At 68.6% G+C, this 22,362-nt stretch carries 22 protein-coding genes; 13 read left to right on the top strand and 9 right to left on the bottom strand.

Annotated elements, in window-relative coordinates:
• Window positions 1-39: 39 nt before the first annotated feature.
• From BLS34_RS22410 to BLS34_RS22400, 3 genes are all read right to left on the bottom strand, one after another.
• Complete coding sequence (locus BLS34_RS22410) at window positions 40-714, bottom strand: cupin domain-containing protein (RefSeq protein WP_139189429.1); 675 nt, start codon at window positions 712-714, stop codon at window positions 40-42.
• The gene (gene msrA / locus BLS34_RS22405) at window positions 711-1,181 is read right to left on the bottom strand and encodes a peptide-methionine (S)-S-oxide reductase MsrA (protein ID WP_093154044.1); all 471 of its coding nucleotides are present in this window, start codon (window positions 1,179-1,181) and stop codon (window positions 711-713) included. The genes BLS34_RS22410 and msrA overlap by 4 nt, the downstream gene beginning before the upstream one ends.
• A gap of 92 nt (window positions 1,182-1,273) precedes the next feature.
• Window positions 1,274-2,095 carry an enoyl-CoA hydratase/isomerase family protein gene (locus BLS34_RS22400; protein WP_093154041.1) on the bottom strand — a complete coding sequence of 274 codons (822 nt, stop codon included), beginning with the start codon at window positions 2,093-2,095 and terminating at the stop codon, window positions 1,274-1,276.
• Between the two features lie 76 nt (window positions 2,096-2,171).
• Here BLS34_RS22400 and BLS34_RS22395 point away from each other — a divergent pair, with 76 nt between their 5' ends.
• Window positions 2,172-3,506, top strand: coding sequence for a class I adenylate-forming enzyme family protein (locus BLS34_RS22395; protein WP_093154039.1), 1,335 nt, complete (start codon window positions 2,172-2,174; stop codon window positions 3,504-3,506).
• Between the two features lie 6 nt (window positions 3,507-3,512).
• On the opposite strand, the gene BLS34_RS22390 is transcribed toward BLS34_RS22395, so the two are convergent.
• Window positions 3,513-4,388 (bottom strand): DMT family transporter, encoded by an 876-nt coding sequence (locus BLS34_RS22390; protein ID WP_051244942.1) that lies wholly within the window; start codon window positions 4,386-4,388, stop codon window positions 3,513-3,515.
• A 161-nt stretch (window positions 4,389-4,549) separates the two neighbouring features.
• Here BLS34_RS22390 and BLS34_RS22385 point away from each other — a divergent pair, with 161 nt between their 5' ends.
• From BLS34_RS22385 to BLS34_RS22365, 5 genes are all read left to right on the top strand, one after another.
• Window positions 4,550-5,305: an SDR family oxidoreductase gene (locus BLS34_RS22385; RefSeq protein ID WP_028795205.1), complete on the top strand. Its 756-nt coding sequence runs from the start codon at window positions 4,550-4,552 to the stop codon at window positions 5,303-5,305.
• Between the two features lie 409 nt (window positions 5,306-5,714).
• Entirely contained in the window at window positions 5,715-6,830 is a 1,116-nt protein-coding gene (locus tag BLS34_RS22380; RefSeq protein WP_038015140.1) for an LLM class flavin-dependent oxidoreductase, read from the top strand.
• A 48-nt stretch (window positions 6,831-6,878) separates the two neighbouring features.
• Window positions 6,879-8,270, top strand: coding sequence for an aspartate aminotransferase family protein (locus tag BLS34_RS22375; RefSeq protein WP_093154036.1), 1,392 nt, complete (start codon window positions 6,879-6,881; stop codon window positions 8,268-8,270).
• A gap of 25 nt (window positions 8,271-8,295) precedes the next feature.
• The gene (locus BLS34_RS22370) at window positions 8,296-9,537 is read left to right on the top strand and encodes an MFS transporter (protein WP_028795202.1); all 1,242 of its coding nucleotides are present in this window, start codon (window positions 8,296-8,298) and stop codon (window positions 9,535-9,537) included.
• A gap of 31 nt (window positions 9,538-9,568) precedes the next feature.
• Window positions 9,569-10,423: an alpha/beta fold hydrolase gene (locus BLS34_RS22365; RefSeq protein WP_093154033.1), complete on the top strand. Its 855-nt coding sequence runs from the start codon at window positions 9,569-9,571 to the stop codon at window positions 10,421-10,423.
• 69 nt (window positions 10,424-10,492) lie between these two features.
• On the opposite strand, the gene BLS34_RS22360 is transcribed toward BLS34_RS22365, so the two are convergent.
• Window positions 10,493-12,403, bottom strand: coding sequence for a PhoX family protein (locus BLS34_RS22360; protein WP_093154031.1), 1,911 nt, complete (start codon window positions 12,401-12,403; stop codon window positions 10,493-10,495).
• 197 nt (window positions 12,404-12,600) lie between these two features.
• Between BLS34_RS22360 and BLS34_RS22355 the strand changes: the two genes are divergently transcribed.
• The 4 genes from BLS34_RS22355 (at window position 12,601) to BLS34_RS22340 (ending at window position 15,842) form a co-directional block, all read left to right on the top strand.
• Window positions 12,601-13,668: an isocitrate/isopropylmalate dehydrogenase family protein gene (locus tag BLS34_RS22355; protein WP_093154028.1), complete on the top strand. Its 1,068-nt coding sequence runs from the start codon at window positions 12,601-12,603 to the stop codon at window positions 13,666-13,668.
• Window positions 13,665-14,414: an enoyl-CoA hydratase/isomerase family protein gene (locus BLS34_RS22350; RefSeq protein ID WP_093154026.1), complete on the top strand. Its 750-nt coding sequence runs from the start codon at window positions 13,665-13,667 to the stop codon at window positions 14,412-14,414. The genes BLS34_RS22355 and BLS34_RS22350 overlap by 4 nt, the downstream gene beginning before the upstream one ends.
• A 2-nt stretch (window positions 14,415-14,416) precedes the next feature.
• Complete coding sequence (locus tag BLS34_RS22345; RefSeq protein WP_093154023.1) at window positions 14,417-15,247, top strand: aldo/keto reductase; 831 nt, start codon at window positions 14,417-14,419, stop codon at window positions 15,245-15,247.
• Between the two features lie 121 nt (window positions 15,248-15,368).
• Window positions 15,369-15,842 carry a thermonuclease family protein gene (locus tag BLS34_RS22340; RefSeq protein WP_175474349.1) on the top strand — a complete coding sequence of 158 codons (474 nt, stop codon included), beginning with the start codon at window positions 15,369-15,371 and terminating at the stop codon, window positions 15,840-15,842.
• Between the two features lie 15 nt (window positions 15,843-15,857).
• Here BLS34_RS22340 and BLS34_RS22335 read toward each other — a convergent pair whose 3' ends face one another.
• Window positions 15,858-16,283 carry a hypothetical protein gene (locus BLS34_RS22335; protein ID WP_028795196.1) on the bottom strand — a complete coding sequence of 142 codons (426 nt, stop codon included), beginning with the start codon at window positions 16,281-16,283 and terminating at the stop codon, window positions 15,858-15,860.
• A 262-nt stretch (window positions 16,284-16,545) separates the two neighbouring features.
• On the opposite strand from BLS34_RS22335, the gene BLS34_RS22330 reads away from it, so the two are divergent.
• Window positions 16,546-16,860, top strand: coding sequence for a hypothetical protein (locus tag BLS34_RS22330; RefSeq protein WP_093154019.1), 315 nt, complete (start codon window positions 16,546-16,548; stop codon window positions 16,858-16,860).
• Window positions 16,861-16,940: 80 nt separating this feature from the next.
• Entirely contained in the window at window positions 16,941-17,903 is a 963-nt protein-coding gene (locus BLS34_RS22325; RefSeq protein ID WP_093154016.1) for a DUF3179 domain-containing protein, read from the top strand.
• Here the strand turns inward: BLS34_RS22325 and BLS34_RS22320 are convergent.
• Window positions 17,897-19,126 carry an MFS transporter gene (locus BLS34_RS22320; RefSeq protein ID WP_175474348.1) on the bottom strand — a complete coding sequence of 410 codons (1,230 nt, stop codon included), beginning with the start codon at window positions 19,124-19,126 and terminating at the stop codon, window positions 17,897-17,899. The genes BLS34_RS22325 and BLS34_RS22320 overlap by 7 nt on opposite strands.
• Before the next feature lie 185 nt (window positions 19,127-19,311).
• On the opposite strand from BLS34_RS22320, the gene BLS34_RS22315 reads away from it, so the two are divergent.
• Complete coding sequence (locus BLS34_RS22315; RefSeq protein WP_175474347.1) at window positions 19,312-20,688, top strand: NAD(P)/FAD-dependent oxidoreductase; 1,377 nt, start codon at window positions 19,312-19,314, stop codon at window positions 20,686-20,688.
• On the opposite strand, the gene BLS34_RS22310 is transcribed toward BLS34_RS22315, so the two are convergent.
• On the bottom strand, window positions 20,689-21,900 hold the full coding sequence (locus tag BLS34_RS22310) for an MFS transporter (protein WP_093154010.1): 1,212 nt from the start codon (window positions 21,898-21,900) through the stop codon (window positions 20,689-20,691).
• A 262-nt stretch (window positions 21,901-22,162) separates the two neighbouring features.
• A complete protein-coding gene (locus BLS34_RS26065; RefSeq protein ID WP_156907363.1) occupies window positions 22,163-22,312 on the bottom strand; it encodes a hypothetical protein in 150 nt (49 codons plus the stop codon).
• Window positions 22,313-22,362 lie beyond the last annotated feature (50 nt).

The following is a 22,362-nucleotide window of genomic DNA, read 5'->3' as shown; positions in this document are numbered from 1 at the left end:
CACGCCCCCGGATATCGGACCGGCGGGCGGGGCGACTACCTAGCCGAGATGGCCGCTTTTTACGTAGAGCAGGGCGCCGCCGGACGACCGCGCCGTGTGGCGCGAGCCGGCCGGGTAGCGGACCCAGGTGCCGGCGGGATGCAGGCCGAACTCGTCCTCCACCGATCCCTGGAGCACGAAAACCTCCTCGCCGCCGGCATGCTCATGCTCCGGCGTCGATGCCCCGGGGGCGAAGCGGGCGAGACGGATATGCTCGGGATGGCCATCCTCGCGATAGAGATCCTGCACCTCGATCCCCTCGGAGAGACCTTGGCGCCAGGACCCCGTCGCGGTGTCCACGGTGAGTTGGCGCCGCACGCCCGGATACTGCCGCAGCTTCACGAACAGCACGCAGCCGTCGGTCGATCGCGGAGCATGCTCGAAGCCTTCCGGGTTCAGCAGGAAGGTGCCGGCCGGATAGGCGCCGTGCTCGTCGGAGAACACCCCTTCCAGCACTAGGATCTCCTCGCCGTCCGGATGCGGATGGCTGTGGAACCGGCTGTCGGGTTCGTAGCGCACCACCGAAGTGACCCGGCTCGCCTCCTTGTCTCCGGCGAGGTCGAGGCGCTTACGGAAGACGCTGGGGCTGGGGCTCGGCTGCCAGTCGATCTCGTTGGTGTCGATACGGGCGAACAGCGACAGATCGCTGTTCAGCCCATCGGCCGGATCGCTCACCGGAACAGGTTCCCGGACACGCCCTTGCGGCGCTTGGCCAGGAACTGCTGGTGATATTCCTCGGCCCGCCAGAAGGTGTCGGCCTTGCTGATCTCGGTGGCCACCGGCACGCCGCGCGCCGCCAGCTTCTCCTTTACCGCCCGGGCCGCCGCTTCCTGTTCCGCGTCTTCGTAGAACACGGCCGAGCGGTACTGGGTGCCCACGTCCGGGCCCTGGCGGTTCACCTGGGTCGGGTCGTGGATGTCGAAGAACACCTCCAGCAGATCCTCATAGGCCACCTTCTCCGGGTCGTATTCGACCTCGACCACTTCGGCGTGGCCGGTGTTGCCGGTGCAGACCTCCTCGTAGGTCGGGTTTTCCTTGGCGCCGCCGGCATAGCCCACGGCCACGTCGGTCACGCCGGGTACCTTGCGGAACTGCTCCTCGGGGCTCCAGAAGCAGCCCGCACCAAAGATCGCCTTCGCCATTCTGTCCTCCTTGCGCGCGGTGAGGTGGGCGCGATGTCATCGGGCGCGCCGGTCAAAGATGTGTATCGCGGGGGTGGCCGTCCAGGGTCCAACTATTCCCGTTCCCCCTCGGCGGCCCGCTCCTCGCGCCATTTCAAGGCCGCGCGCAGGCCGTCGGACCGGGCGATCTCGAGAAAGTGATTCTTGGTCGCCATGCCCTCGCCCTCGATCAGCATGTCCACCTCCAGGGCGGATTCCAGGGCCGTGCCCATGCCCATCAGCTCGTAGGTCCGGTTCACCGCTCGCTTGGTCTCGCGGATCAGGGTGCGGTCCATGGCGGCCATGCGCCGGGCCAGGGTCAGCGCCACCTCCACGTCCTGGCCGACCGGCACGATGCGGTTGATCAGTCCCATCTCCTTGGCCTCGGCGGCGGGAATGTCGTCCAGGCCGAGCAGGATGATCTCCTTCGCCCGTTTCGGGCCGACGACCCAGGGCAGGATCATGGTGACGATGCCGGCGCCGAACTTCACCTCCGGCTCGCCGAAGATCGCGTCCTCGGCGGCCACGGTGATGTCGCAGGCCATGGTCAGCTCGCAGGCGCCCGCCAGCGCCGGACCGTGCACGGCGGCCACCGTCGGCTTGCTCATGTGCCAGAACCGCATGGTGCAGTCGAAGTCGCGGCGCAGCACCGGCCGCCATTCGGCCACGCCCTTCGGGGTGTTGCGCGCCTGGGCCTGCAGGTCGAAGCCGGAGGAGAAGGCCTTGCCGGCCCCGGTGACGACCACGGCGCCGACCTCATCGTCCGCCTCGGCCTTGTCGCAGGCCGTTTCCAGCGCCTTCAGCATGTCCTGATCCATCGCGTTGAGGCGCTCCGGCCGGTTCAGGGTGATCAGGGCGACCTTGCCCCGGCGCTCGTAGAGAACGGTGTCGGTCATGGCTGTGGCTTGTCCGTTTGCTTGGGGCGGGTGAGGATGAGGGTATGATCATGCTCCCGTTCTGTCTGCCCCGCCGATGACCGTGTTCGCCGATACCCTGTTCGCGGCCATGGCGGCCCATGGCGACGCGCCCGCGATCGAACGACAGGGAGCGACCCTGACCCATGGCGACCTGCTGCGCCGGTCGGAGACGCGGGCGCTCGAGCTCAAAGGGGAGGGCGTCGGCGCCTTCCGGCCGTGCCCGGTCCTGGTGGACAACAGCCCGGTCGATCTGATCGAGCTGCTGGCGGTCTATCGGGCCGACGGCGTGGCGGTGCCGATCCACCGGGCGACGCCGCGGGCCCGGATCGAGGAGCTGGTCGCCCGGCTGGTTCCGGACCCGATGCTGCACGGCGCGTCGACCATCGTCTTCACCTCCGGCACGACCGGCGCGCCGAAGGCGGCGGTGCTGTCGGCGGAACGGCAGGCGGCGAAGCTCCAGATGATCCGGCGCGAGACCGGATGGCAGGACGGGCGGCGCACCCTGCTGGCACTGCAGCTGACCTTCAGCTTCGGTCAATGGGTGACGTGGCTGACCCTGCTGTCCGGCGGCACGCTGGTGTTTCCCGAGAAACTCTCCGTCGATGCGGTGGCGGCGGTGCTGGCGCGGCGCGACGTCGACCGGCTCCCGGCCGTGCCGACCCTGCTGCGCGGGCTGCTGGACCGGCCGGAGACGGCCGCACTGCCGGGCTGGGCGGGGGCGGTGATGGCCGGCGGCGAGGTGCTGCCGGCGGGGCTCGGCGCGAAGATCCGGGGCGCCTGGCCGGGGGTCGGGATCGGCGACATCTACGGGCTGACCGAGACCGGCACCTGCGATTTCTTCGTCGATCCGCCGGAATACGACGCCGCGTCGGGATCGCTCGGGCGGCCGGGCGGCGATATCGAGACGCGGATCGCCGAGGACGGCGAACTGCAGATCCGCTCGCCCTACGGCATGGTCGGCTACCTGCGCGATCCGCAGCGCACGGCCGAGGCGTTCGACGACGACGGCTATTTCCGCACGGGCGATCTGGCGCAGCTGCGCGACGACGGGCGGGTGACCCTGGTCGGCCGGGCCAAGGACCTGATCAACCGCGGCGGCATGAAGGTGGCGCCGCTGGAGGTGGAGGCGGTGCTGGCCGCCCATCCGGACGTGGCGGGCGCCCTGGTCGCCGGCGTGCCCGATCCGCAGTCGGGCGAGGCGGTGATCGCCGTCATCACCGCCGCACCGGGCCGCGAGCCGGTACCGGAGCGGGTGCTGGCCTGGGCAGGCGAGCGGCTGGAGCGCTACAAGCTGCCGTCACGCCTGAAGGTCGTCGAGGCCCTGCCGACCGGCGCGACCGGGAAGGGTGACCGGGGTGCCGTCGGCCGGTTGTTCATCGAGCCGGTCTGACCGCCGTCAGGGGGCCACTTCCGGCGGGCGGGGCGGCACCGGCGTGTTCTTCATGGCGTTGCGGCGGATGGTGTAGAGGGTCGAGCCGATGATGAAGACGGCGCCGATCACCGTGTAGATCGTCGGCACCTCGCTGAACATCATGAAGCCGAGCCCGGCCGAGGCCAGCAGGCGGATGTACTCCACCGGTGCGATCGCCGCCGCCTCGCCGTTGGAATAGGCCTTGATGTTGACGAACTGGGCGAGCGACATCACCCCGCCGATCACCGCTGTCAGGGCCAGATCCTCCCAGGTCGGCCAGACCCAGAAGTACCAGGCGGGCCCGGCCAGGATGACCGTCAGGCAGACCGACTGATAGGCGATGATGGTCGCCGGCCGTTCGGTGCGGGCCAGCATCCGCAGGCAGATCATGATCATCGCCACGAAGAAGGCCGAGAGCAGGGCGAGCAGCGCGTATTCGTTGAGCCCCGAGGGCGAGGGATGGGCGACGATGACCACACCGACGAAACCGACCGCCGTTGCGGTCCACCGCCGCCAGCCGACGATCTCGTGCAGGATGACGACGGCGAGCATCGTCGTGAACAGGGTCCGCGAGAAGCTGATCGCCGTCGCCTCGGCAAGCGGCAGATGGACCAGGGCGGTGAACCCGGTCGTCATGGCGATCGCCGACAGCCCGACCCGCAGTGTGTGCAGGCCCAGCCGCTCGGTCCGGAACACCGCCGGAAAGCCTTTGATGATCGCCGGCGAGACCACGACGATCACGAAGGCCTGGCGCAGGAACAGGATCTCCACCACCGGCAGACGCTGGCCGACGAATTTGATCAGCGCCCCCATGACGGCGAAGACCAGGCCCGCGGCGAACAGCCAGATCGATCCCCGCACATTGCCGGACAGTCCGTCCCACCAGGACCGAAAGCGGACAAGGGGGGTGGCTAGCGCCGGCGTACCGCTATCGGCACTTTGAGGACTGTCGGAAGGAGGGGGCATATCGCTAAGCTTTGGGAATCGGAAAAACAGTATCGACCAAACGGGAGGGGGAGCCAATGCGCAGTGTTGACGGAATGGTGGCGTGGATCACCGGAGCGGGGACCGGGATCGGCGAGGCGACGGCGAGGCGGCTGGCCGGCGACGGCATGACGGTGGTGCTGAGCGGTCGCCGCGAAGAGCCGCTGCAGACCCTGGCGGAGGCGATCCGCTCCGACGGCGGCAAGGCCCAGGTCATCGCGCTGGACATCACCGACCGCGCGGCGGTGCTGGAGGCGGGCAAGCGGATCGACGCCGATCACGGCCGCCTGGACCTGCAGTTCAACAACGCCGGCACGAACGTCACCCAGCGGACCTGGCGCGAGGCCGCGGCCGATCCGTCGCTGCTGGACGGTTGGGACGACGTGATCGATGCCAACATCAAGGGCGTCTACAACGGCGTCGCTGCGGCCCTGCCGATCATGCTGCGGCAGAAGGACGGGGTGATCGCGACGACCTCGTCCTGGGCCGGGCGGTTCTATTCGGAAGTCGCCGGCGTCGCCTACGGGGCGTCGAAGCACGCGGTCATGTCGCTGAGCTTTCTCATTCAGCGCGAGCATGGCAACGACGGCATCCGGTCGACGGCGATCTGCCCGGGCGAGGTGCGCACGCCGATCCTCGACCGACGGCCGAAGAAACTCACGCCGGACGAACTGAAGCAGGTGATCCAGCCGGAGGACGTGGCCGACGTGGTGGCGTTCCTGGCGGCGCTGAGCCCGGGCGCCTGCCTGAACGAGATCCTGATGAGCCCGACCTTCGACCGGCACAAGGTGTGAAACCGGCACAGTCGGTGCGAGGCACCGGCGTAGGCCGGGCTGGCCGACTTTCCTTACCCGAAACAGTCCCCGGCCTTGTGCCGGGGCAAGCGGGTGGGCCATGCGCTACATCATGAAGGCCACGAGCGGCGTCCGGGCTCGCCCCGGACTGAATCCGGGGAGTGGGTAGAAATCCAAAAACCTCCAGAACACTCCCCGGATTTAGTCCGGGGCCCACGTCTCAGCGTTGCACTGCGTTCGTTGCCTTGGGCGCAACGCTTGGGGCGGCCCCGGAACAAGCCCGGGGAGAGATCGTCGCGTGGAGAGGAACCGATTCCCCAACTTCCGCCGCCCCCGAGGCCGGTGCTACCGTTCCGGCATCCGTCCAACCGGCCCGCTCAAGAGGTCACACTGTTCAGGGGAAATAGCGATGGTCAATCTCGGCCTGTTCATGATGCCGCTGCACCCGCCGGCGCGCGATCTGACCACCGTGATCGAGGAGAACCGTGAGCTTGTCCTGCTCGGCGACCGGCTCGGCTTCTCCGAGGCCTGGATGGGCGAGCACTACACCTCCACCGGCGAGCCGATCCCCTCGCCGCTGATCTTCAACGCCTCGCTGATCGCCGAGACCAAGCAGATCAAGTTCGGCACCGGCGTCGTGTCCCTGCCGCAGCAGCACCCGGTGGTGGTCGCCGGCCACGCGGCGCTGTTCGACCATCTGTCGAAGGGCCGGTTCCTGTTCGGCATCGGCTCCGGCGGGCTGTCCAGCGACTGGGAGGTGTTCGGCAATCTCGACGGCCGCAAGCGCGCCATGGCGATGATCGAGTCCATCGACCTGATCATGAAGATCTGGACCGAGGACCCGCCCTTCACCCATGAGGGCGACCACGTCCAGACGTCGCTGACCGACCGGATCCTGCCGGAGATGGGAATCGGCCGGTTCATCCGTCCGTACCAGCAGCCGCACCCGCCGATCGCGGTATCGGTGCGTGGCGCCAACTCGATGACCGCTAATTTCGCCGGCCAGCGCGGCTGGTGCCTGCTGTCGGGCAACTTCGTGCCGGCCGCCGATATCGCCACCCACTGGCCGTCCTATGCCGCCGGCGCCGAGCAGGCCGGACGCAAGCCCGATCCGTCGGTCTGGCGGGTCGGCCGCAGCGTGCTGATCACCGACAGCGACGCCGAGGCGCAGGAGATCCTGGACGATCCGGAAGGTACCTTCACCTGGTACTACACCTATCTGAACGCCCAGGGGAAACTCGCCGGCGGTGACTTCAATACCGATATCGACTGGACCGCCGCCAAGGCCGAGGCCATGGTCAAGGCCAAGGAGCTGGTGATCGCCGGCTCGGCCGACACCGTGCTCGACCGGCTGATCGCCTTCCGCGACGAGGTCGGCGATTTCGGCACCCTCATGCTGACCGGCCATGACATGGAGGGCGCGCTGCCCCTGTGGCGCCGGTCCTTCACCACCCTGGCCGAGACCGTCTGGCCGAAACTCTCCGCCTACATGGCCGACAAACGGATGTCGGCCGCCGCCGAATGACTGCCGCCGAATGACTGACGCCGACTAACTCACCGAACAGGACGTCCCATGCCCGACAGCCGTGCCGCCGAAGAGCGCCTGACCAACTCGCCGATCGAGGCCGCCTATCGCGAGAAGACGCCGGGCTCCGCCGCCCTGGCGGCGGAAGCGCGGGAGCTGTTTCCCAGCGGAATCACCCATGACGCCCGGCACCTGAAGCCTTACGGCCTGTATGTCGACAAGGCGGCCGGCCCGATCAAATGGGATGTGGACGGCAACGACTATGTCGACTTCTTCGGCGGCCATGGCGCTTTGCTGCTCGGCCATGCCGATCCGCGGGTGACGGCGGCGACCCAGGAAGCGGTCGCCGAGGGCACCCAGTTCGCCGCCGGCCAGCGCCGTGAGATCGCCTGGGCCAAGGCGGTCAAGCGGCTCTATCCGGCGGTGGAACGGGTGCGCTTCACCTCGTCGGGCACCGAGGCCACGCTGATGGGATTGCGGCTCGCCCGCGACTTCACCGGCAAGAACAAGGTCATCCGCTTCCGCACGCACTTCCACGGCTGGCACGACCACATGACCCATGGGGTCGCCTCGCATTTCGACGGCAAGTCGACGCCGGGCGTGCTCGGCGGGGTGACCGACGCGGTGGTGCTGGTCGATCCGAACGAGCCTGAGCAGTTGAAGCGCGTCCTTGCCGAGGACAGCGACATCGCCGCCGCCATCATCGAGCCGATCGGCGGCAGCACCGGCTATACGCCGCTGGCGCCGGGCTTCCTCGCCATGCTGCGCGAGGAAACGGCGAAGCACGGCGTGCTGCTGATCATGGACGAGGTGGTGTCCGGCTTCCGCCTGGCGCCGGGCGGCGCGACCGAGGCGTTCGGCGTCACCCCGGATCTGACCTCCTGGGCGAAGATCCTGGCGGGCGGCATGCCGGGCGGGGCCATCGGCGGCCGCCAGGACATCCTCGACGCGCTGGACTTCGACGCGGCAGCCGCGAAGGGGCGCGACAAGATCGGCCATCCCGGCACCTTCAACGCCAACCCGGTCTCCGCCGCCGCGGGCACCGCGGCGCTCACGATCATCGCCGAGGGCGATGCCTGCGCGCGGGCCAACGAGACCGGCCGCGCCCTGCGCGAGGCCCTGAACCGGGTGATCGCCGACAAGGGGGTGCCCTGGGCGGTCTATGGCGATTTCTCGATCTTCCATCTGTTCATGCAGGACGGCCATCCGGTGGCGGACCCGTTCGCCTTCGATCCGCTCTCCCTGCCGACGGTGGCGATGAAGGACCGGCCGAAGGAGCTGATCCGGCTGCTGCGGCTGGCGATGCTGGTCAACGGCGTCGATCTCAACCCGGCCTGCGGCGGGCTCGTCTCTTCGACCCACGGCACCGCGGAGGTCGACCGGGCCGCCGAGGCGCTGTCCGCCTCCATCGACATGCTGCGCCGCGCCGGCCAGATCTGATGGGGCCGGATCCGATGGCTCTTAGATGACGGCAGCCTCCGGGAGCAGCGGCGGAGGGGGAAGCCGAGCTTCGGGTCCGCTGTCCCTCATCGCCGATCCGACCTTCCGAAAGCTGTGGACCATCGGCGTGCTGATGGGCGCGATGCGCTGGCTGGAAATGCTGGCGGTCGGCGTGTGGGCGTATGCCGAGACCGGATCGGCGGTGATGACCGCCGTGATGACCATGCTGCGGATGGCGCCGATGGCGCTGTTCGGCTCGGTCACGGGGGTTATCGCCGACCGGGTCGACCGCAAGCTGCTGCTGATCGGATCGCTGTCGCTGATGGCGGTGACGGCGGCCCTGCTGGCGCTGTCTGCCTGGGCGGGGACGCTGACCCTGTGGCAGGTCGGGCTCGGCGCCTTCCTGTCGGGGCTCGGCTGGTCGACGGACTTCCCGGTCCGCCGCACGATCCTGGGCGAGTCGGTGGGTACATCCCGTCTCGGTGCCGCCATGGCCATGGACAGCGCCTCCAACAACGCCACCCGCATGGTCGGTCCGATCGCCGGCGGCGGGCTCTACGCCACCATCGGCATGCAGGGAATCTTCGTCGTCTCGGGCACGTTCTTCGCGATCTCGGTGCTGCTGGCGGTCCTGGTCGTCTACCGCCCGGCGGCGAAGGAACCGCGGCCCTTCGCCCTGTTCTCGGAGATCCGCGACGGCTTCGCCTATCTGCGCCGGTCGCGCGCGCTGATGGGGCATCTTGGCGTCACGGTGATCGTCAACCTGTTCGCCTTCCCCTACGCCGCGATGATCCCGGTCGTCGGCAAGGAGACCTTCGGCGCCGACGCGGTGTGGACCGGCCTGCTGCTGTCGGTGGAGGGTGCGGGCGCCTTTGCCGGGGCGATGGCCGTCGCCTTCCTGGCCGCACCCGAGCGGTTCCGTCGGATCTACCTTCTGGGATCCTGCCTGTTCATCTTCTGCGTCTTCCTGTTTTCCCTGCAGACCGACTATGGCCTCGCGCTTGCGGTTCTGGTCGTGGGCGGGCTCGGGATTTCCGGATTCGCCTCGATGCAGAGTGCCATCATGTTCTCCGAGGCCCCGCCGGAGATCCGCTCCCGGCTCATGGGCATCCTGTCCGTGTGCATCGGCGCCGGCCCGCTCGGCGTGCTGCATGTGGGCTGGCTGGCGGACTGGCTGGGCGGGTCGATGGCGCTGACGGTGATCTCCCTGGAGGGGCTGGTGGCGATGGCGCTGCTGGTGTTCCTGGTGCCCGAGTTGAGGCGTTGACTTCCGTCCCGGCCCCCGCTTCGATCGGACCATGACCAGCTTTCCTGCGGCAGATCCCGCCGCCGAACTCGCCCGCATCGAAGCCCTGTCCCGCGTGATCCGCACCCCCTGCGGTTCCGGCACGATGGTGTGGCGCGAATGGGGGCAGGGGGAGCCGCTGATCCTGCTGCATGGCGGCTTCGGGTCGTGGAACCACTGGGTGCGGAACGTGGAGTTTCTCGCGCGGCACTTCCGCGTCGTCGCCGCCGACATGCCGGGCCAGGGCGACAGCGACGACCCGGATCATCCCTTCGACGCCGACAGCCTCGCCGCCATCGTGACCGAAGGCGTGCGTCAGGTGGTGCCCGGCGAGACGCCGTTGCGGATGATGTGTTTCTCCTTCGGCTCGATCATCGGCGGCCTGGTGGCGGCCGGCCTGGGCGAGCGGGTGCTGAGCTACACCGGCGTCGGAGCCGCCGGTCTGGGCGACCGCGGGCCGACGACCCAGCAGATGATCCGCATCACCCCGGACATGGCCGCCGACGAGCAGGTCCGCCTGCGCCGGCACAATCTCGGCATCCTGATGTTCGCCGACGCGGGCAATATCGACGCCCTCGCGGACCACATCCAGGAGATCAACATGGCGCGCAACCGGATCCGCTCGCGCCCGATCTCGCTGAGCGACCGGCTGTCCCGGACCTTCCCGCTGATCAAGGGCCGGATCAACCTGATCTGGGGCAGCGAGGACGTGACCGCCGTCGGCTTCTTCGAGCCGCGCCACGCCGCCTTGAAGGCGATCCAGCCGGATGCCGGTATCGCCATGCGCGACGGCGTCGGCCACTGGGTGCAGTACGAGGACGCAGACTGGTTCAACCCGGTGGCGCTCGACTTGCTGCGCGGGGGCTGAACGGTCTCGTCAAAATCAAGGGGCGGCCCGAAAGCCGCCCCTGCTTTGTGTCCTATACCCGTTCGACGGTCACCCGATCAGGCCGCCGTCCTCGCGCTTGATCGCGACCACGCAGGAGCGCGGCACGGAGCCCTCGCCGCCGGGGAAGCTGCTGTTGCCGTCCTCGCCCGGGTGCTGGACGCCGACGAAGACCGTGCGGCGGTCGGCGCTCCAGGTGATGCCGGTGATCTCGCATTCCTTCGGGCCGACCAGGAAGCGCCGGATCTCTCCGGTCTCCGGATCGCCGATCAGCATCTGGTTGTTGCCCATGCCGGCGAAATCGCCCTCGTTGTCGTAGCTTCCGTCGGTCTGAATCCAGAGCAGGCCGGTGCTGTCGAAGGCGAGGCCGTCGGGCGAGTTGAACATGTTGTCGGCGGTCACGTTCGCCGAGCCGGCATAGGCGTCCTTGTGGACGGTCGGGTTGCCGGCCAGCACGAACAGGTTCCAGGTGAAACCGGCGGCCGTGTGATCGCCGTTCTCGGGCATCCAGCGCACGATCTGGCCGTAGTTGTTCTTCTCGCGCGGGTTCGGCCCGTTGGTCGGGGTCGCGTCGCCGCCGGCATTCGGCTTCACGCCGCGGTTCTTGTTGTTGGTCAGGCAGCAGTAGACCTCGGCCTTCGTCGGATTGGCCGAGACCCATTCCGGCCGGTCCATCGTGGTCGCCCCGACCGCCGAGGCGGCCTGGCGGGTGTGGACGCAGATCTCCGCCTGGGAGGCCATGCCGGTGGTCTGCGGCGTCAGCGCCAGCCACTCGCCGGTGCCGTCTTCGTTGAATTTGGCGACGAAGAGGGAGCCGGATTCCAGCAGGCCGGAATTGTCGCCGCCGAGCGTGTAGGTGCCCCCGGAGACGAACTTGTAGAGGAACTCGCCGCGCTCATCGTCGCCCATATAGACGACCGCGTGGCCGGAACGGTCGATGACCAGCTCGGCGTTCTCGTGCTTGAAGCGGCCCAGCGCGGTGCGCTTCTTCGGCGTGGAGGCCGGATCGAACGGGTCGATCTCGACGATGTATCCGGCGCGGTTCGGCTCGTTCGGGTGCCTGGAGATGTCGAACCGCTCGTCCGCCATGGCCCAGGCGTAGCCCCAGTCCTTGTTGGACACCCCGTAGCGGGATAGCGCCTCGCTCGGCTTGTAGTCGGCGTCGGAGGAGGAGAAGTAGCCGTTGAAGTTCTCCTCGCAGGTCAGATAGGTGCCCCACGGCGTGCGGCCGTTGCCGCAGTTGTTCCAGGTTCCCAGCGAGGCGGTGCCGGTCGGGTCCGCCTCGGTCTTGAGCAGGTCGTGGCCACGGGCCGGACCGGTGATCTCCATCGGCGTGTCGGCGGTGATGCGGCGATTGAAGGGGCTGTCCTTCACGACGCTCCAGCCGCCGTCGGCCTCGGCGACCTCCATGACGGACACGCCGTGCGCCGCCTTGCCCTTGCGGACGTCGTCGGCGTCGACCGGCTTGCCGTCAGGACGGTTGCCGAAGGTGTGCACCAGGTTGGTGTATTCGTTGTTCACCGCCAGGATGCTGCGCGCACCGTCCGTGAACAGCGCCATGCCGTCATTGTTGTCGCCGAAGGCCCGCTCCTGGCTGGCCCCGGTGCCGCGGGTCTGCGGATCGAAATCGGCGGCGTCCGACCACAGCGGGTCGCCCCAGGTCGTGAGGATCTGCCAGCGGTAGCCGTTCGGGACGGTGATGGTGTCCAGGCTGTTCGCGGCGACGGCGTCGAACGCCAGCCGGGAGGCGGCCCGGGCCGGGGTGAGGGCGGAGGTGCCCATCAGGAAGGCGGCACCCCCCAGCACGGCGATGCCGCCGAGGAAGCCGCGGCGCGACATCGCACGGTCGACGACGGTGTCGAAATCGGTGACGGCCGGCCGCGGCGAGCGAAGCTCGTCCCAGTCGTCGAAGCTCAGTTTCTCGGTGGACGTGGCGCGAACGGTATCTTGCGTGCGATCCATGGGTATGTCTCCCTAAGGCCGGAAACGGCGCGGCCTGCCGCGGGACCGGAATGGTCGGGGCGGTGTCGAAGCGAGACGCGTCTGTCCGCGCGTCTTTATGCCGTTCTGGATACCGGTGGCCCGTGACGCTTTCGTTGCGGGGCTCTTACAAGAAAAGGAATTCGGCGGACGCGCTCCGTCGGCCCTGGGGAGACACAATGAAGCTGCTGCTTTTGCCCGGAGACGGGATCGGTCCGGAGATCTCGGACGTTGTCGCCAGCGTGCTCGACCGGCTGGAATCGGTCTTCCGTCTCGGCCTTGAGATCGAGACCGGGCGGGTCGGGCTGCAGGGGCTCAAGCAGGACGGCATCACCGTCAGCGACGACACCTTCGCCCGCTCGACCGCGGTGGACGGGGTCATCCTCGGACCGGTCGATACCGCCTCCTATCCGCCGCCGGCCGAGGGCGGGCTGAACCCGTCGGCCGAGTTCCGCAAGCGTCTCGACCTGTATGCCAATATCCGGCCGTCGCGCACCCGCGTCGGAGTGCCGTCTCTGGCCAAGTCGATGGACCTGGTGATCGCGCGGGAGAATACCGAAGGCTTCTATGCCGACCGCACCATGCATATCGGCTCCGGCGAGTTCATGCCGACCCCCGATCTGGCCCTGGCCGTGCGCAAGATCACCCGCCAGGGATCGGAGCGGATCGGCCGCACGGCGGCGGCGCTGGCGGCGGGCCGGCGCAAGAAGCTGACCATCGTGACCAAGTCGAACGTCCTGAAGCTGTCCGACGGCCTGTTCCGCAACGCGGTGATCGCAGCGGCGCATGACGAGAGCGGGCTGGAGGTGGAGGAGGTGCTGGTCGATGCCATGGCCTCGCTGCTGGTGCGCGAGCCCGAGCGGTTCGACGTGATCTGCACCACCAACATGTTCGGCGATATCCTGTCGAACCAGGCCTCCGAGCTCGCCGGCGGCCTCGGCGTGGCCGGCTCGCTGAATGCCGGTGACAAATACGCCATCGCCCAGGCCGCCCACGGCACGGCGCCGGACATCGCCGGCAAGGGGATCGCCAACCCGACCTCCCTGGTGCTGTCGACCGCCATGCTGATCGGCTGGATCGCCCGCAATTCCGGCGACGACACCGCCCTGCGCGCCGCCATGGCGCTAGAGGCGGCGGTCGATACCGCGCTCGCCACCCCGGCCGGGCGCACGGTCGATCTCGGCGGCACCGCCTCCACCACGGAAGCCGGCAAGGCGATTGCCGACGCGCTGGGAGCGACGGGGTGAGCGAGCCGGTTCTTGTCGCCCGGGACGGCGCGGTCCTGCGCCTGTCCCTGAACCGGGCGGACCGCAGCAACGCCCTGGGCCCGGATATCGTGGAGGCCCTGCTGCCGGCCGTGGAGGCCGCACCCGGCGATGGGGTTCGGCTGATCGTTCTGCAGGGCGAGGGCAGGCATTTCTGCGCCGGCTTCGACCTCAGCGATCTGGAGGCGCTCACCGACGGCGATCTGCTGCTGCGGCTGGTGCGGATCGAGACCCTGCTGCAGGCGGTCTATCACGCGCCGGTGCCGACCCTGGCGCTGGTCCGCGGTGCGGCGATGGGGGCTGGGGCCGACCTGGTCGCCGCCTGCCGCCGGCGTATCGTGGTCGGCAGCGGGCGCTTCGCCTTTCCGGGGGCCGGTTTCGGCATCGCGCTGGGTACCCGTCGGCTGGCCGGGCGGGTCGGACAGGACAAGGCGCTGGAGATCGTCGCCGGCGGCCACCGTCTCGACCAGGACGAGGCTCTGGCGCTCGGCCTGATCGACGCTGTGGTCGACGAAGACGCGGTGGCCGGCGAGATCGAACGGTCCACGGCGATGGCGACGCGGCTGGAGAGTGGCATTCTGGCGACGGTCTCGGGGCTGACACTGGAAGACGGTCGGGCGCGGGACATGGCGGCGCTGGTCGCCTCGGCGTCACGGCCGGGCCTGAAGGATCGGGTGATGCGCTACCAGGAGGAGGTACGTCGCGCCCGCGACACACGGGGGAGGTAATCATGAAGACGGTGACATTGCCCGGGGGCGAGAGCGTCCCGGCGCTGGGTCTGGGGACCTGGCATATGGGAGAGCGCGGCTCCGACCGCGCGGCCGAGGCGGATGCCCTGCGGCTCGGCATCGACCTCGGGATGACCCTGATCGACACGGCGGAGATGTACGCGTCCGGCGGCTCGGAGGAGGTGGTGGGCGACGCCATCGCCGGCCGGCGCGACGGGTTGTTCATCGTCTCCAAGGTCCTGCCCTACAACGCCGATCATACCGGCACGGTCGAGGCCTGCGAGGCCAGCCTGCGGCGCATGGGGATCGAGACCATCGATCTGTATCTGCTGCACTGGCCGGGATCCTCGCCGCTGGAAGAGACCTTCGGCGCTTTCGAGCAGTTGCAACGGGACGGCAAGATCCGTCATTGGGGCGTCAGCAATTTCGATACTGGCGAGATGGAGGACGTCCAGGACGCCGGACGGGGCAACTGCGCGACGAACCAGATCCTCTACAACCTGACTCGCCGGGGCCCCGAGTTCGACCTGCTGCCCTGGTGCGATCGCAAGGGCATGCCGGTCATGGCCTATTCGCCGCTGGAGCAGGGTCGGCTGGGTGGCCACAAGGCGCTGCGGCCGATCGCCGACAAGCATGGGGTGTCCGATCTCACCATCGCGCTGGCCTGGGTGCTGCGGCGCGACGGCGTGATCGCCATTCCCAAGGCGGCACGCCAGGAGCATGTGCGGGCGAATTTGGCCGCACTTGAGGTCGCGCTGGACGACGAGGATATCGCCGCCCTGGACGCGGCGTTCCCGCCGCCAAAGGCCAAAAAGCACCTGGAGATCCTGTGATCCCGGTACTAATCCCGACGATCAATCCGGGTATCGGACAGAACCGCGATCTCATGTAGACTGCGCCCGCCTTAGCGACCGTTCGAAGAACTCGAAAGTGGGAAATATGCGGAGAACCTTGATGATGGCCGGCCTCGGGCTGGCCATGGGGTTGGTGGGTGTGACCTCCGACGTTCAGGCACAGCAGATCAAGGGCCGGCCGACGGTGACCTCGGGCGATACCCTGTCGGTCGGTCGCGACGATGTCCGCCTGTCCGGGATCGACGCGCCGGAGATGGACCAGTACTGCGAGAACGAGTTCGGCCGGCCCTATCAGTGCGGCATTCAGGCGATGGATGCCCTGCGCGAGTTGGTCGGCCGCAACGACGTGGTCTGCGTCAAGGAGGGCGCCGACGAGGAGGGTCGGATGGTCGGCACCTGCTATGCCGGCGACATGAACCTGAACACCCGCATGGTGCGCACGGGGTGGGCAGTCGCCCTGCCGGAGGAACGGCCGGACTATGCCCCCTTGGAGAACATGGCGAAGCGCGAGAAGCTGGGGATCTGGGGCCTCAAGTTCGAGCATCCCGCCGAGTGGCGGAAGCAGAACCAGTAGCCGCCGCCCGCCCCCTCACGAGCACTTGAACGGAAACCAGGCATCGACGAAGGCGCCGGCGTCGCGCGCGGACTGGAACCAGAAGATCGGCGCCGCGCCGCGCACCACCTCGACCCGCCAGGCCGCCTCGCAGTGTGCCGTGCACCAGTCGCGGCGCAGAATCATGTTTGAATCGCTGTAGGCCTTCTCCTCGGGAAATCCGCCGCAGCGGGATTCCCAGCCTGAGGGGAAGCGGACCGGATGCCAGTCTCGGCGCATCTCCTCCAGCCCGTCGGAGATCCGGTGGAATTTCCCGGCCGTGTCGGCCGCGGCGACGATGCTCGGGCCGGCAGGCGCGGCGCCCGATGCGGAGAGTTGTTCCAGACGGAGCTGACGCAGGGTCATGCGGACGGCGAGCGCGATCAGGCCGGCGAAGACAACGAGGGGAATCAGAACTTTCATCGCCGCACTCCTGCAGGGCATCGACGCCCAACGCTACCGGAGAGCGGACATCACGGCAATTGCACGCGCGGGCCGCCAGGTCTCCGACTCCCGGCGCGTGAAATGAACAAGCAGCCGCTTTCCGATCTGAAATACACGCGGCCCGTTAACGCTGAATCAGATATCAATAAAATCAAATTCACTTGCGCGACTCGGTCGAATCATTGAATCTGGCTAACGGTTGGTGATGATGGCGTCCATTGTGGACGCGTGTGAGTGGCTCATGGCAAAGACCGAGTCCGAGCGCAAGGCTTTGGAAATTCTGGCGGATGCGGTTGACCGTACCGTCGGGACGGGGTTTGTGCATGCGGCCGTTGTGAAGGCCGCGAATACGCTTGCCGAGATCGACCGCCGCCACGCCGGCAAGGCCTTCGGCATGCTGAACCCGCGCGAGACCCGCAAGGTCCAGAACACCGCGATCGAATCGGCCGAGCTGTTCCGCCAGTTCGGCGATATCGATGATCCGATCGGCGAGCTGCCGCCCGATCCCCGCCTGTCCAATATCCGGTCCCGGTCATCCAAGCTCGGCACGGGCTGAACCGGCCGGCAATGGCCATCTGGATGTATTCTCCGGTTCGTGATTTCCGTTGAAGGCCCGGGTTGCCTCATTGTTCAGCCATGCCTGATCTTCGTGTCCTGCCTGTGCTGATCGCCGCGTTCCTCCTGGTCTCTTCCGCCGTCGAGGCGGGCAACGCCTGGGAGCAGGCGTGGCCGGATACGGATTTCTCGGTCCATTCGGTGCCGCTGGACGAGATCAGCTCCGGCGGTCCGGTCCGCGACGGCATTCCCTCGATCGACGATCCGCTCTTCGCCGATGTGACCGGCGGGTTCGCCGGGGTTGCGCCGACCGAGCCGGTGGTCTCCGTCGCGATCTCCGGCGACGCCCGCGCCTATCCCCTGCGGATTCTGATCTGGCACGAGATCGTCAACGACACGGTCGGCGGCATACCGGTGGCGGTCACCTACTGTCCGCTTTGCAACGCCGCCATCGTCTTCGACCGGCGGGTCGAGGGCCGGCCGCTCGAGTTCGGCACCACCGGCAACATCCGGAACTCCGGGCTGATCATGTACGACCGCGAGACCGAGAGCTGGTGGCAGCAGTACACCGGCGAGGGGATTGTCGGCGACATGACCGGTCAGCGGCTGCGCTCGGTCCCGGCGCGGATGGAGAGCGCAGAGCGGTTCGCCGAACGCCACCCCGACGGACAGGTCCTGATCCCGAACGACCCTAAGGCCCGGCCCTACGGCATCAATCCCTACAAGGGATATGACAGCATGCCGGTGCCCTTCCTCTATGACGGCTCCATGCCCGAGGGGCTGGCGCCGATGGCGCGGGTCGTGGTGATCGGCGACATGGCCTGGAGCCTGGCGATGCTGCGCAAGAAGGGCTGGTGGAGCGACGGCGATCTGATGATCACCTGGGAACCGGGGCAGAACTCCGCCCTGGACACCCGCAAGATCGCCGAGGGCCGGGATATCGGCAATGTGGTGGTGACCCGCGACGGCACCGACGTGGCCCACGAGATCACCTTCGCCTTCGTGTTCCACGCCTTCCGGCCGGACGGCAAGATCGTTTACTGAGCGCGGGCGGCGCGGCGCGAGATCCCGAGGAACACCACGCCCAGGGCCGCGAGTGCCGCCGATGCGAGGAACGTCGCCGAATAGCTGCCCGTCACCTGATACAGCATGGAGAACACCACCGGTCCGAACAGCACGCCGGAGAAGGTGACGAACAGCACGCCGCCGGTGGTGTGTCCGATGTTGCCCGGCGGGCTGATCCGGGCCGCCTCGCTCGCGAACACGCCGTTCCAGCCGACCGCCACGATGCCGAAGACGAAGAAGAACCCGAAGACCACGAACTGCGGCCAATCCGCCTCGATCTGCGAGGCGGTCAGGCTGGCGACCGTCATGGCGCTGCCGATCAGGATGAGGACGGCGGTGCTCGAGCGCAGCCGGTCGGCGATCACGCCCCAGCTCACGCGGCCGATCACCCCGGCCACCTGGACGCAGGACAAGGCGACGCCGGCCGTGACCAGCGTCCAGCCGACCTCGTCCACCAGCAGGGTCACGGTGAAGGACATCAGCGAGAGTTGCACGGCGGCGAAGCACAGGCCCGTGAAGGCGAAGAAGCGGAGCGCCCGCGACCGCAGCACCAACCGGAGGCCGGAGAACGGGTCGCGCACGACCGCCGCGTCCGGCTGCCGGTTGGCGTCGAACCTGGCGCGCAGCGGCTGCATGGCGACGAACAGCAACAGGCCCAGCGCGCCGACCACCAGCATGGTGGCCTGCCAGCCGAAGGCCAGGGTCAGCGACGGCGCCACCAGGCTGGCGAGAACGCCGCCGATCGGCACGCCGGTGAACCGCACCGAGAACACCAGATTGCGGTTCGACGGCGTCACCACCCGGTTGAGCAGATCCAACGCCGGCGGGTTCATCATGCCATAGCCGAAGCCGGTGGCGAGCGAGCCGAAGACCATCAGTTCCAGATGTCCGCTCATGAGGATCAGGTGGCCGATCGCCAGCATGCCGAGGCTGCTCTGGCTCGTGCGCCACGCGCCGAAACGCTGGACGAAGCCGCCGACCAGCAGGCTGGTCGTCATTGCGCCCATATAGGCCAGGGTGAACTGATAGCCGACCAGGGACGGCGACACGTCCAGATCGGCGGCCACCGCCGGGGCGATCGCCGGGATCCACAGCACGGCCATGCTGGCCAGCGTCATCACCATGGTGGTGAAGAACACCACCACCAGCAGGTCGCGCAGGCTTGGCTTGTTTTCCGATTGAGGGTCGGCGGTCTGGGTCATGCCGGCACTAGACAGGGACATCCGGCGCAGGGGTAGTGCAATTCCTGCAAAGGCGAAAATGCCAGAGGGGGCGAAAATGCCAGAGTGGGCGAAAATGCCGGAGGGGCAGGGATCGTTCGATCGGCGCGCGGATGCCGACCGATAGGGCATTCCGCAGCGCCGCGTCCCGATCTAGCATCGGGGCCATGACGAAGATCGCGCATGAGGGCTACAGCCCCACCCTGTTCGAGCGGCTTGCGGCGGCCCCGCATCCCTCGGTGTCGTTTCAGTCCTCGTTCTGGCATGCCACGGCGCCGGCCGGGCCCGAGACCGGACCTCTGGCGGGGGAGGTGGAAACCGATGTTGCGGTCGTCGGCGGCGGCTATCTGGGCTTCTCCACCGCCCTGCATCTGGCCGAGGCCGGTGTCGAGGTTACGGTGCTGGAGGCGGACGAGCCGGGCTTCGGCGCCTCGGGCCGCAACACCGGCTTCGTGGTGCCGAACCTGCTGACCGGTCTCGATCCCACGGTCATGCGCAAGGCCCTGGGCCCCGACTACGGCCTGCAGGTCTGCGAGATGATCGGCCAGGGCGGCGAACTCGTCTTCGACCTGATCCGGCGCCACGGCATCGACTGCGAGGCCCGGCAGAGCGGCTGGATCCAGCCGATCCACACGCCGGAGAAGCGGGCGTGGCTGGAGGACCGGGTCGCGCAGTGGCAGAAGCTGGGCCGCCCGGTGCAGGCGCTGTCGCGGGACGAGGCGGTCCACGAGACCGGCAGCACCGTCTATCACGGCGCCTTTCTCGACACCTCGGGCGGCCATCTGAACCCGCTGGCCTATTGCCGCGGGCTGGCCGGGGCGGCGGTGAAGGCGGGGGCGACGCTGTTCACCGGGTCCCGCGCCCGCGGGATCGAGCGCCAGGGCGACCGCTGGCGGGTGTCGACCGACGGCGGCGCGGTGATCGCCCGGCGCCTGTTGCTGACGACCAACGCCACCGGCGACGGTCTGGCACCCCGGGCCGAGGCGACCCAGTTCCCGATCACCCTGTTCCAGATGGCGACCCAGCCGCTGGATCCGGCCCTGCGCGACAGCGTGCTGCCGAACGACAGGGCCTCCGCCGATACCCGCAAGGAACTGGTCGCCTATCGCTGGACCTGGGACAACCGGATCGTGACCGGCGGGTTGCTCGCCTCGCCCTTCGGCTCGGCCGAGCGGGCGAAGAGCTATCACCTGGCGCGGCTGAGCGAGATGCTGCCGCAACTGCCGCCAATGGAGTGCGCCTATGCCTGGCAGGGCCGGCTGGCCGCGGCGCGGGACTTCATGCCGCGCCTGATGACCCTGGGCGAGCGCGAGGACGACCAGGCCTGGTCGGCGATCGCCTGCAACGGCCGGGGCATGGCCATGACCACGGCCCTCGGCCGCCGGATCGCCCTGTGGCTGGCCGGCGGGTCGAACCAGGGCCTGCCGGTCCCGATCACCAAGGCGGACCCCGTGGCTTTCCCCGGGCTCGCCTCCATGGCCTTCTCGGTCTGGCTGCCCTGGAACCGCCGCACCGACCGTCAGGAACTGAAGCGGGCCAGATGATCAGCCAGCCTCCGCGGTGGCGAGGTCGCCATAGCTGCGGATCGACCGCAACCTGCTGAAGGCGGCCGCGGCGAAGGATAGGCCGTAGGCGAGGGCGACGAAGGCCACCGCGGTCTCGGGCGAGGTGGCCGAGATCAGAAACCCGCCGCAGAGGGCGCCGAGCGGTCGTGCGCCGTAGATCGTGGTCTGGATCACCGCGTTGACCCGGCCCAGCACGGCGCGCGGACTGACGAGCTGACGCACGGAGTTCTGGGCGATCATCCACATGGACGGGCCAAACCCCAGCAGGAAGAACCCGGCATAGATCAGCAGCGGCGAGCCGCCGGGCGAGACCGTCAGAAGCAGCAGGACGGCCGGCACCGAGCTGCCGGGCCCGAACAGCAGGATGAGGCTCGGCCGGATGCGTCCGGCATAGCGCGCCGCCAGGCTCGATCCGGCGAACGCGGCGAGGCCGAAGGCGGCCATGGCGATGCCGAAGACACCGGCCTCCATCCGGAACACGTCGGTGATCAGCGGCACCATGGTGACCAGAAGGGCGGAGAAGGCGAAGTTCCAGAACAGGGCGCAGCCGGCGATCGCCATCAGCAGGTCGTTGGACCGCACGAAGGCGCCGCCCTCCACGACCTTGCGCAGCGGGCTTCCCACACTCGGTGGGCCGGCCTCGTATCGCGGCAGGCCGGCGACGGCCGCCAGGGCGACGACCCCTCCGGCGATGGCGGCCGGGAAAACCCAGTCGACGGTTGCCGCCGAGATCACCGCGCCGAGGACGAGAGGGACGGCGAAGGAGGCCGCCGCCCGCGGCATCTCGATGCGGGCGTTGGCCTGGGCGAGGCCGGTCGGCGGCACGCTGCGCGGCACCATCGACAGGACGGTCAGGACGAACAGCACGATCCCGAACCCAGCGGCGGTCACGCAGGCGCCGAACCCGATCAGGGTGCCGGAAACGACGCTCGCCGCCGTCCCGCCGAAGCCGAACAGGGAGATCAGGACCGCCGCGCGCGCCACCCTGTGCGGGGCACCGCGGTCGACGATCAGGCCGGCCGGGATCGAGCCCAGCAGATGCGCCAGGGACTGGCAGGCGACAAGAATCCCGATGATTTCGGGCGAGGCATCGAAGGCGAGGGCGGCGGTCAGGGGAACGCCGACCAGGGCGATCTGGTCGGCCAGATGCATGCCGCATCCGGCGATCTGTAGGCGGGTGACGACCGACATGGTCCGATCTCCGAGGTTGTCTCGGCGATCCGTAGTCGGCGGTGGGGAGGACAGCTATCCGCGGCTTGCGGGTCTATCCGGCGGGCTGACGGGTACTCGGCACCCGGCGCACCCGGGGGCGGCGCGGGACGGTGTCTTGTCGGGTGACTGGAAGCGGGCGGTGCGGATGTCGCGGCCGCCGCGTCGGTGTGGTTCCGAGGGATCGGTCCGGCGGGACCGAGGCACGGAGCCCCGATCACGCCCGCTCAGACCGCCTGCGGGATCACATGGCGAGGCTGGTCATCAGCCACGCGGTCGCGGCGATGGCAGCCGCCATCATGGTGCCTACAACGACGGTGTCGGTGAAGTGCGCATGAGCGGCTCTGGCGGTCAGCGCAGCGCGGCAGTGGCAGCGGCGGATACGGTCTTTCATGGCATCCTCCAATCGGGCGGAGTGGCGGTTCGAAGACACCGTCTGGTCAC

The organism is Thalassobaculum litoreum DSM 18839 (assembly GCF_900102465.1).
Classification (GTDB): domain Bacteria; phylum Pseudomonadota; class Alphaproteobacteria; order Thalassobaculales; family Thalassobaculaceae; genus Thalassobaculum; species Thalassobaculum litoreum.
Note: the sequence above shows the minus strand (reverse complement) of the source record. Positions and strands in the feature narration are given on the sequence as shown.

Bases quoted from the DNA above. Each gene is read 5' to 3' on its own strand.
- BLS34_RS22340 (WP_175474349.1), top strand. From the start codon at position 15,369: ATGATGGCCGGCCTCGGGCTGGCCATGGGGTTGGTGGGTGTGACCTCC.
- BLS34_RS22370 (WP_028795202.1), top strand. From the start codon at position 8,296: ATGACGGCAGCCTCCGGGAGCAGCGGCGGAGGGGGAAGCCGAGCTTCG.
- BLS34_RS22375 (WP_093154036.1), top strand. From the start codon at position 6,879: ATGCCCGACAGCCGTGCCGCCGAAGAGCGCCTGACCAACTCGCCGATC.
- BLS34_RS22400 (WP_093154041.1), bottom strand. From the start codon at position 2,095: ATGACCGACACCGTTCTCTACGAGCGCCGGGGCAAGGTCGCCCTGATC.
- BLS34_RS26065 (WP_156907363.1), bottom strand. From the start codon at position 22,312: ATGAAAGACCGTATCCGCCGCTGCCACTGCCGCGCTGCGCTGACCGCC.
- BLS34_RS22360 (WP_093154031.1), bottom strand. From the start codon at position 12,403: ATGGATCGCACGCAAGATACCGTTCGCGCCACGTCCACCGAGAAACTG.
- BLS34_RS22315 (WP_175474347.1), top strand. From the start codon at position 19,312: ATGACGAAGATCGCGCATGAGGGCTACAGCCCCACCCTGTTCGAGCGG.
- BLS34_RS22335 (WP_028795196.1), bottom strand. From the start codon at position 16,283: ATGAAAGTTCTGATTCCCCTCGTTGTCTTCGCCGGCCTGATCGCGCTC.
- BLS34_RS22330 (WP_093154019.1), top strand. From the start codon at position 16,546: ATGGCAAAGACCGAGTCCGAGCGCAAGGCTTTGGAAATTCTGGCGGAT.
- BLS34_RS22380 (WP_038015140.1), top strand. From the start codon at position 5,715: ATGGTCAATCTCGGCCTGTTCATGATGCCGCTGCACCCGCCGGCGCGC.
- BLS34_RS22310 (WP_093154010.1), bottom strand. From the start codon at position 21,900: ATGTCGGTCGTCACCCGCCTACAGATCGCCGGATGCGGCATGCATCTG.
- BLS34_RS22320 (WP_175474348.1), bottom strand. From the start codon at position 19,126: ATGACCCAGACCGCCGACCCTCAATCGGAAAACAAGCCAAGCCTGCGC.
- BLS34_RS22395 (WP_093154039.1), top strand. From the start codon at position 2,172: ATGACCGTGTTCGCCGATACCCTGTTCGCGGCCATGGCGGCCCATGGC.
- BLS34_RS22345 (WP_093154023.1), top strand. From the start codon at position 14,417: ATGAAGACGGTGACATTGCCCGGGGGCGAGAGCGTCCCGGCGCTGGGT.
- msrA (WP_093154044.1), bottom strand. From the start codon at position 1,181: ATGGCGAAGGCGATCTTTGGTGCGGGCTGCTTCTGGAGCCCCGAGGAG.
- BLS34_RS22385 (WP_028795205.1), top strand. From the start codon at position 4,550: ATGCGCAGTGTTGACGGAATGGTGGCGTGGATCACCGGAGCGGGGACC.
- BLS34_RS22325 (WP_093154016.1), top strand. From the start codon at position 16,941: ATGCCTGATCTTCGTGTCCTGCCTGTGCTGATCGCCGCGTTCCTCCTG.
- BLS34_RS22365 (WP_093154033.1), top strand. From the start codon at position 9,569: ATGACCAGCTTTCCTGCGGCAGATCCCGCCGCCGAACTCGCCCGCATC.
- BLS34_RS22355 (WP_093154028.1), top strand. From the start codon at position 12,601: ATGAAGCTGCTGCTTTTGCCCGGAGACGGGATCGGTCCGGAGATCTCG.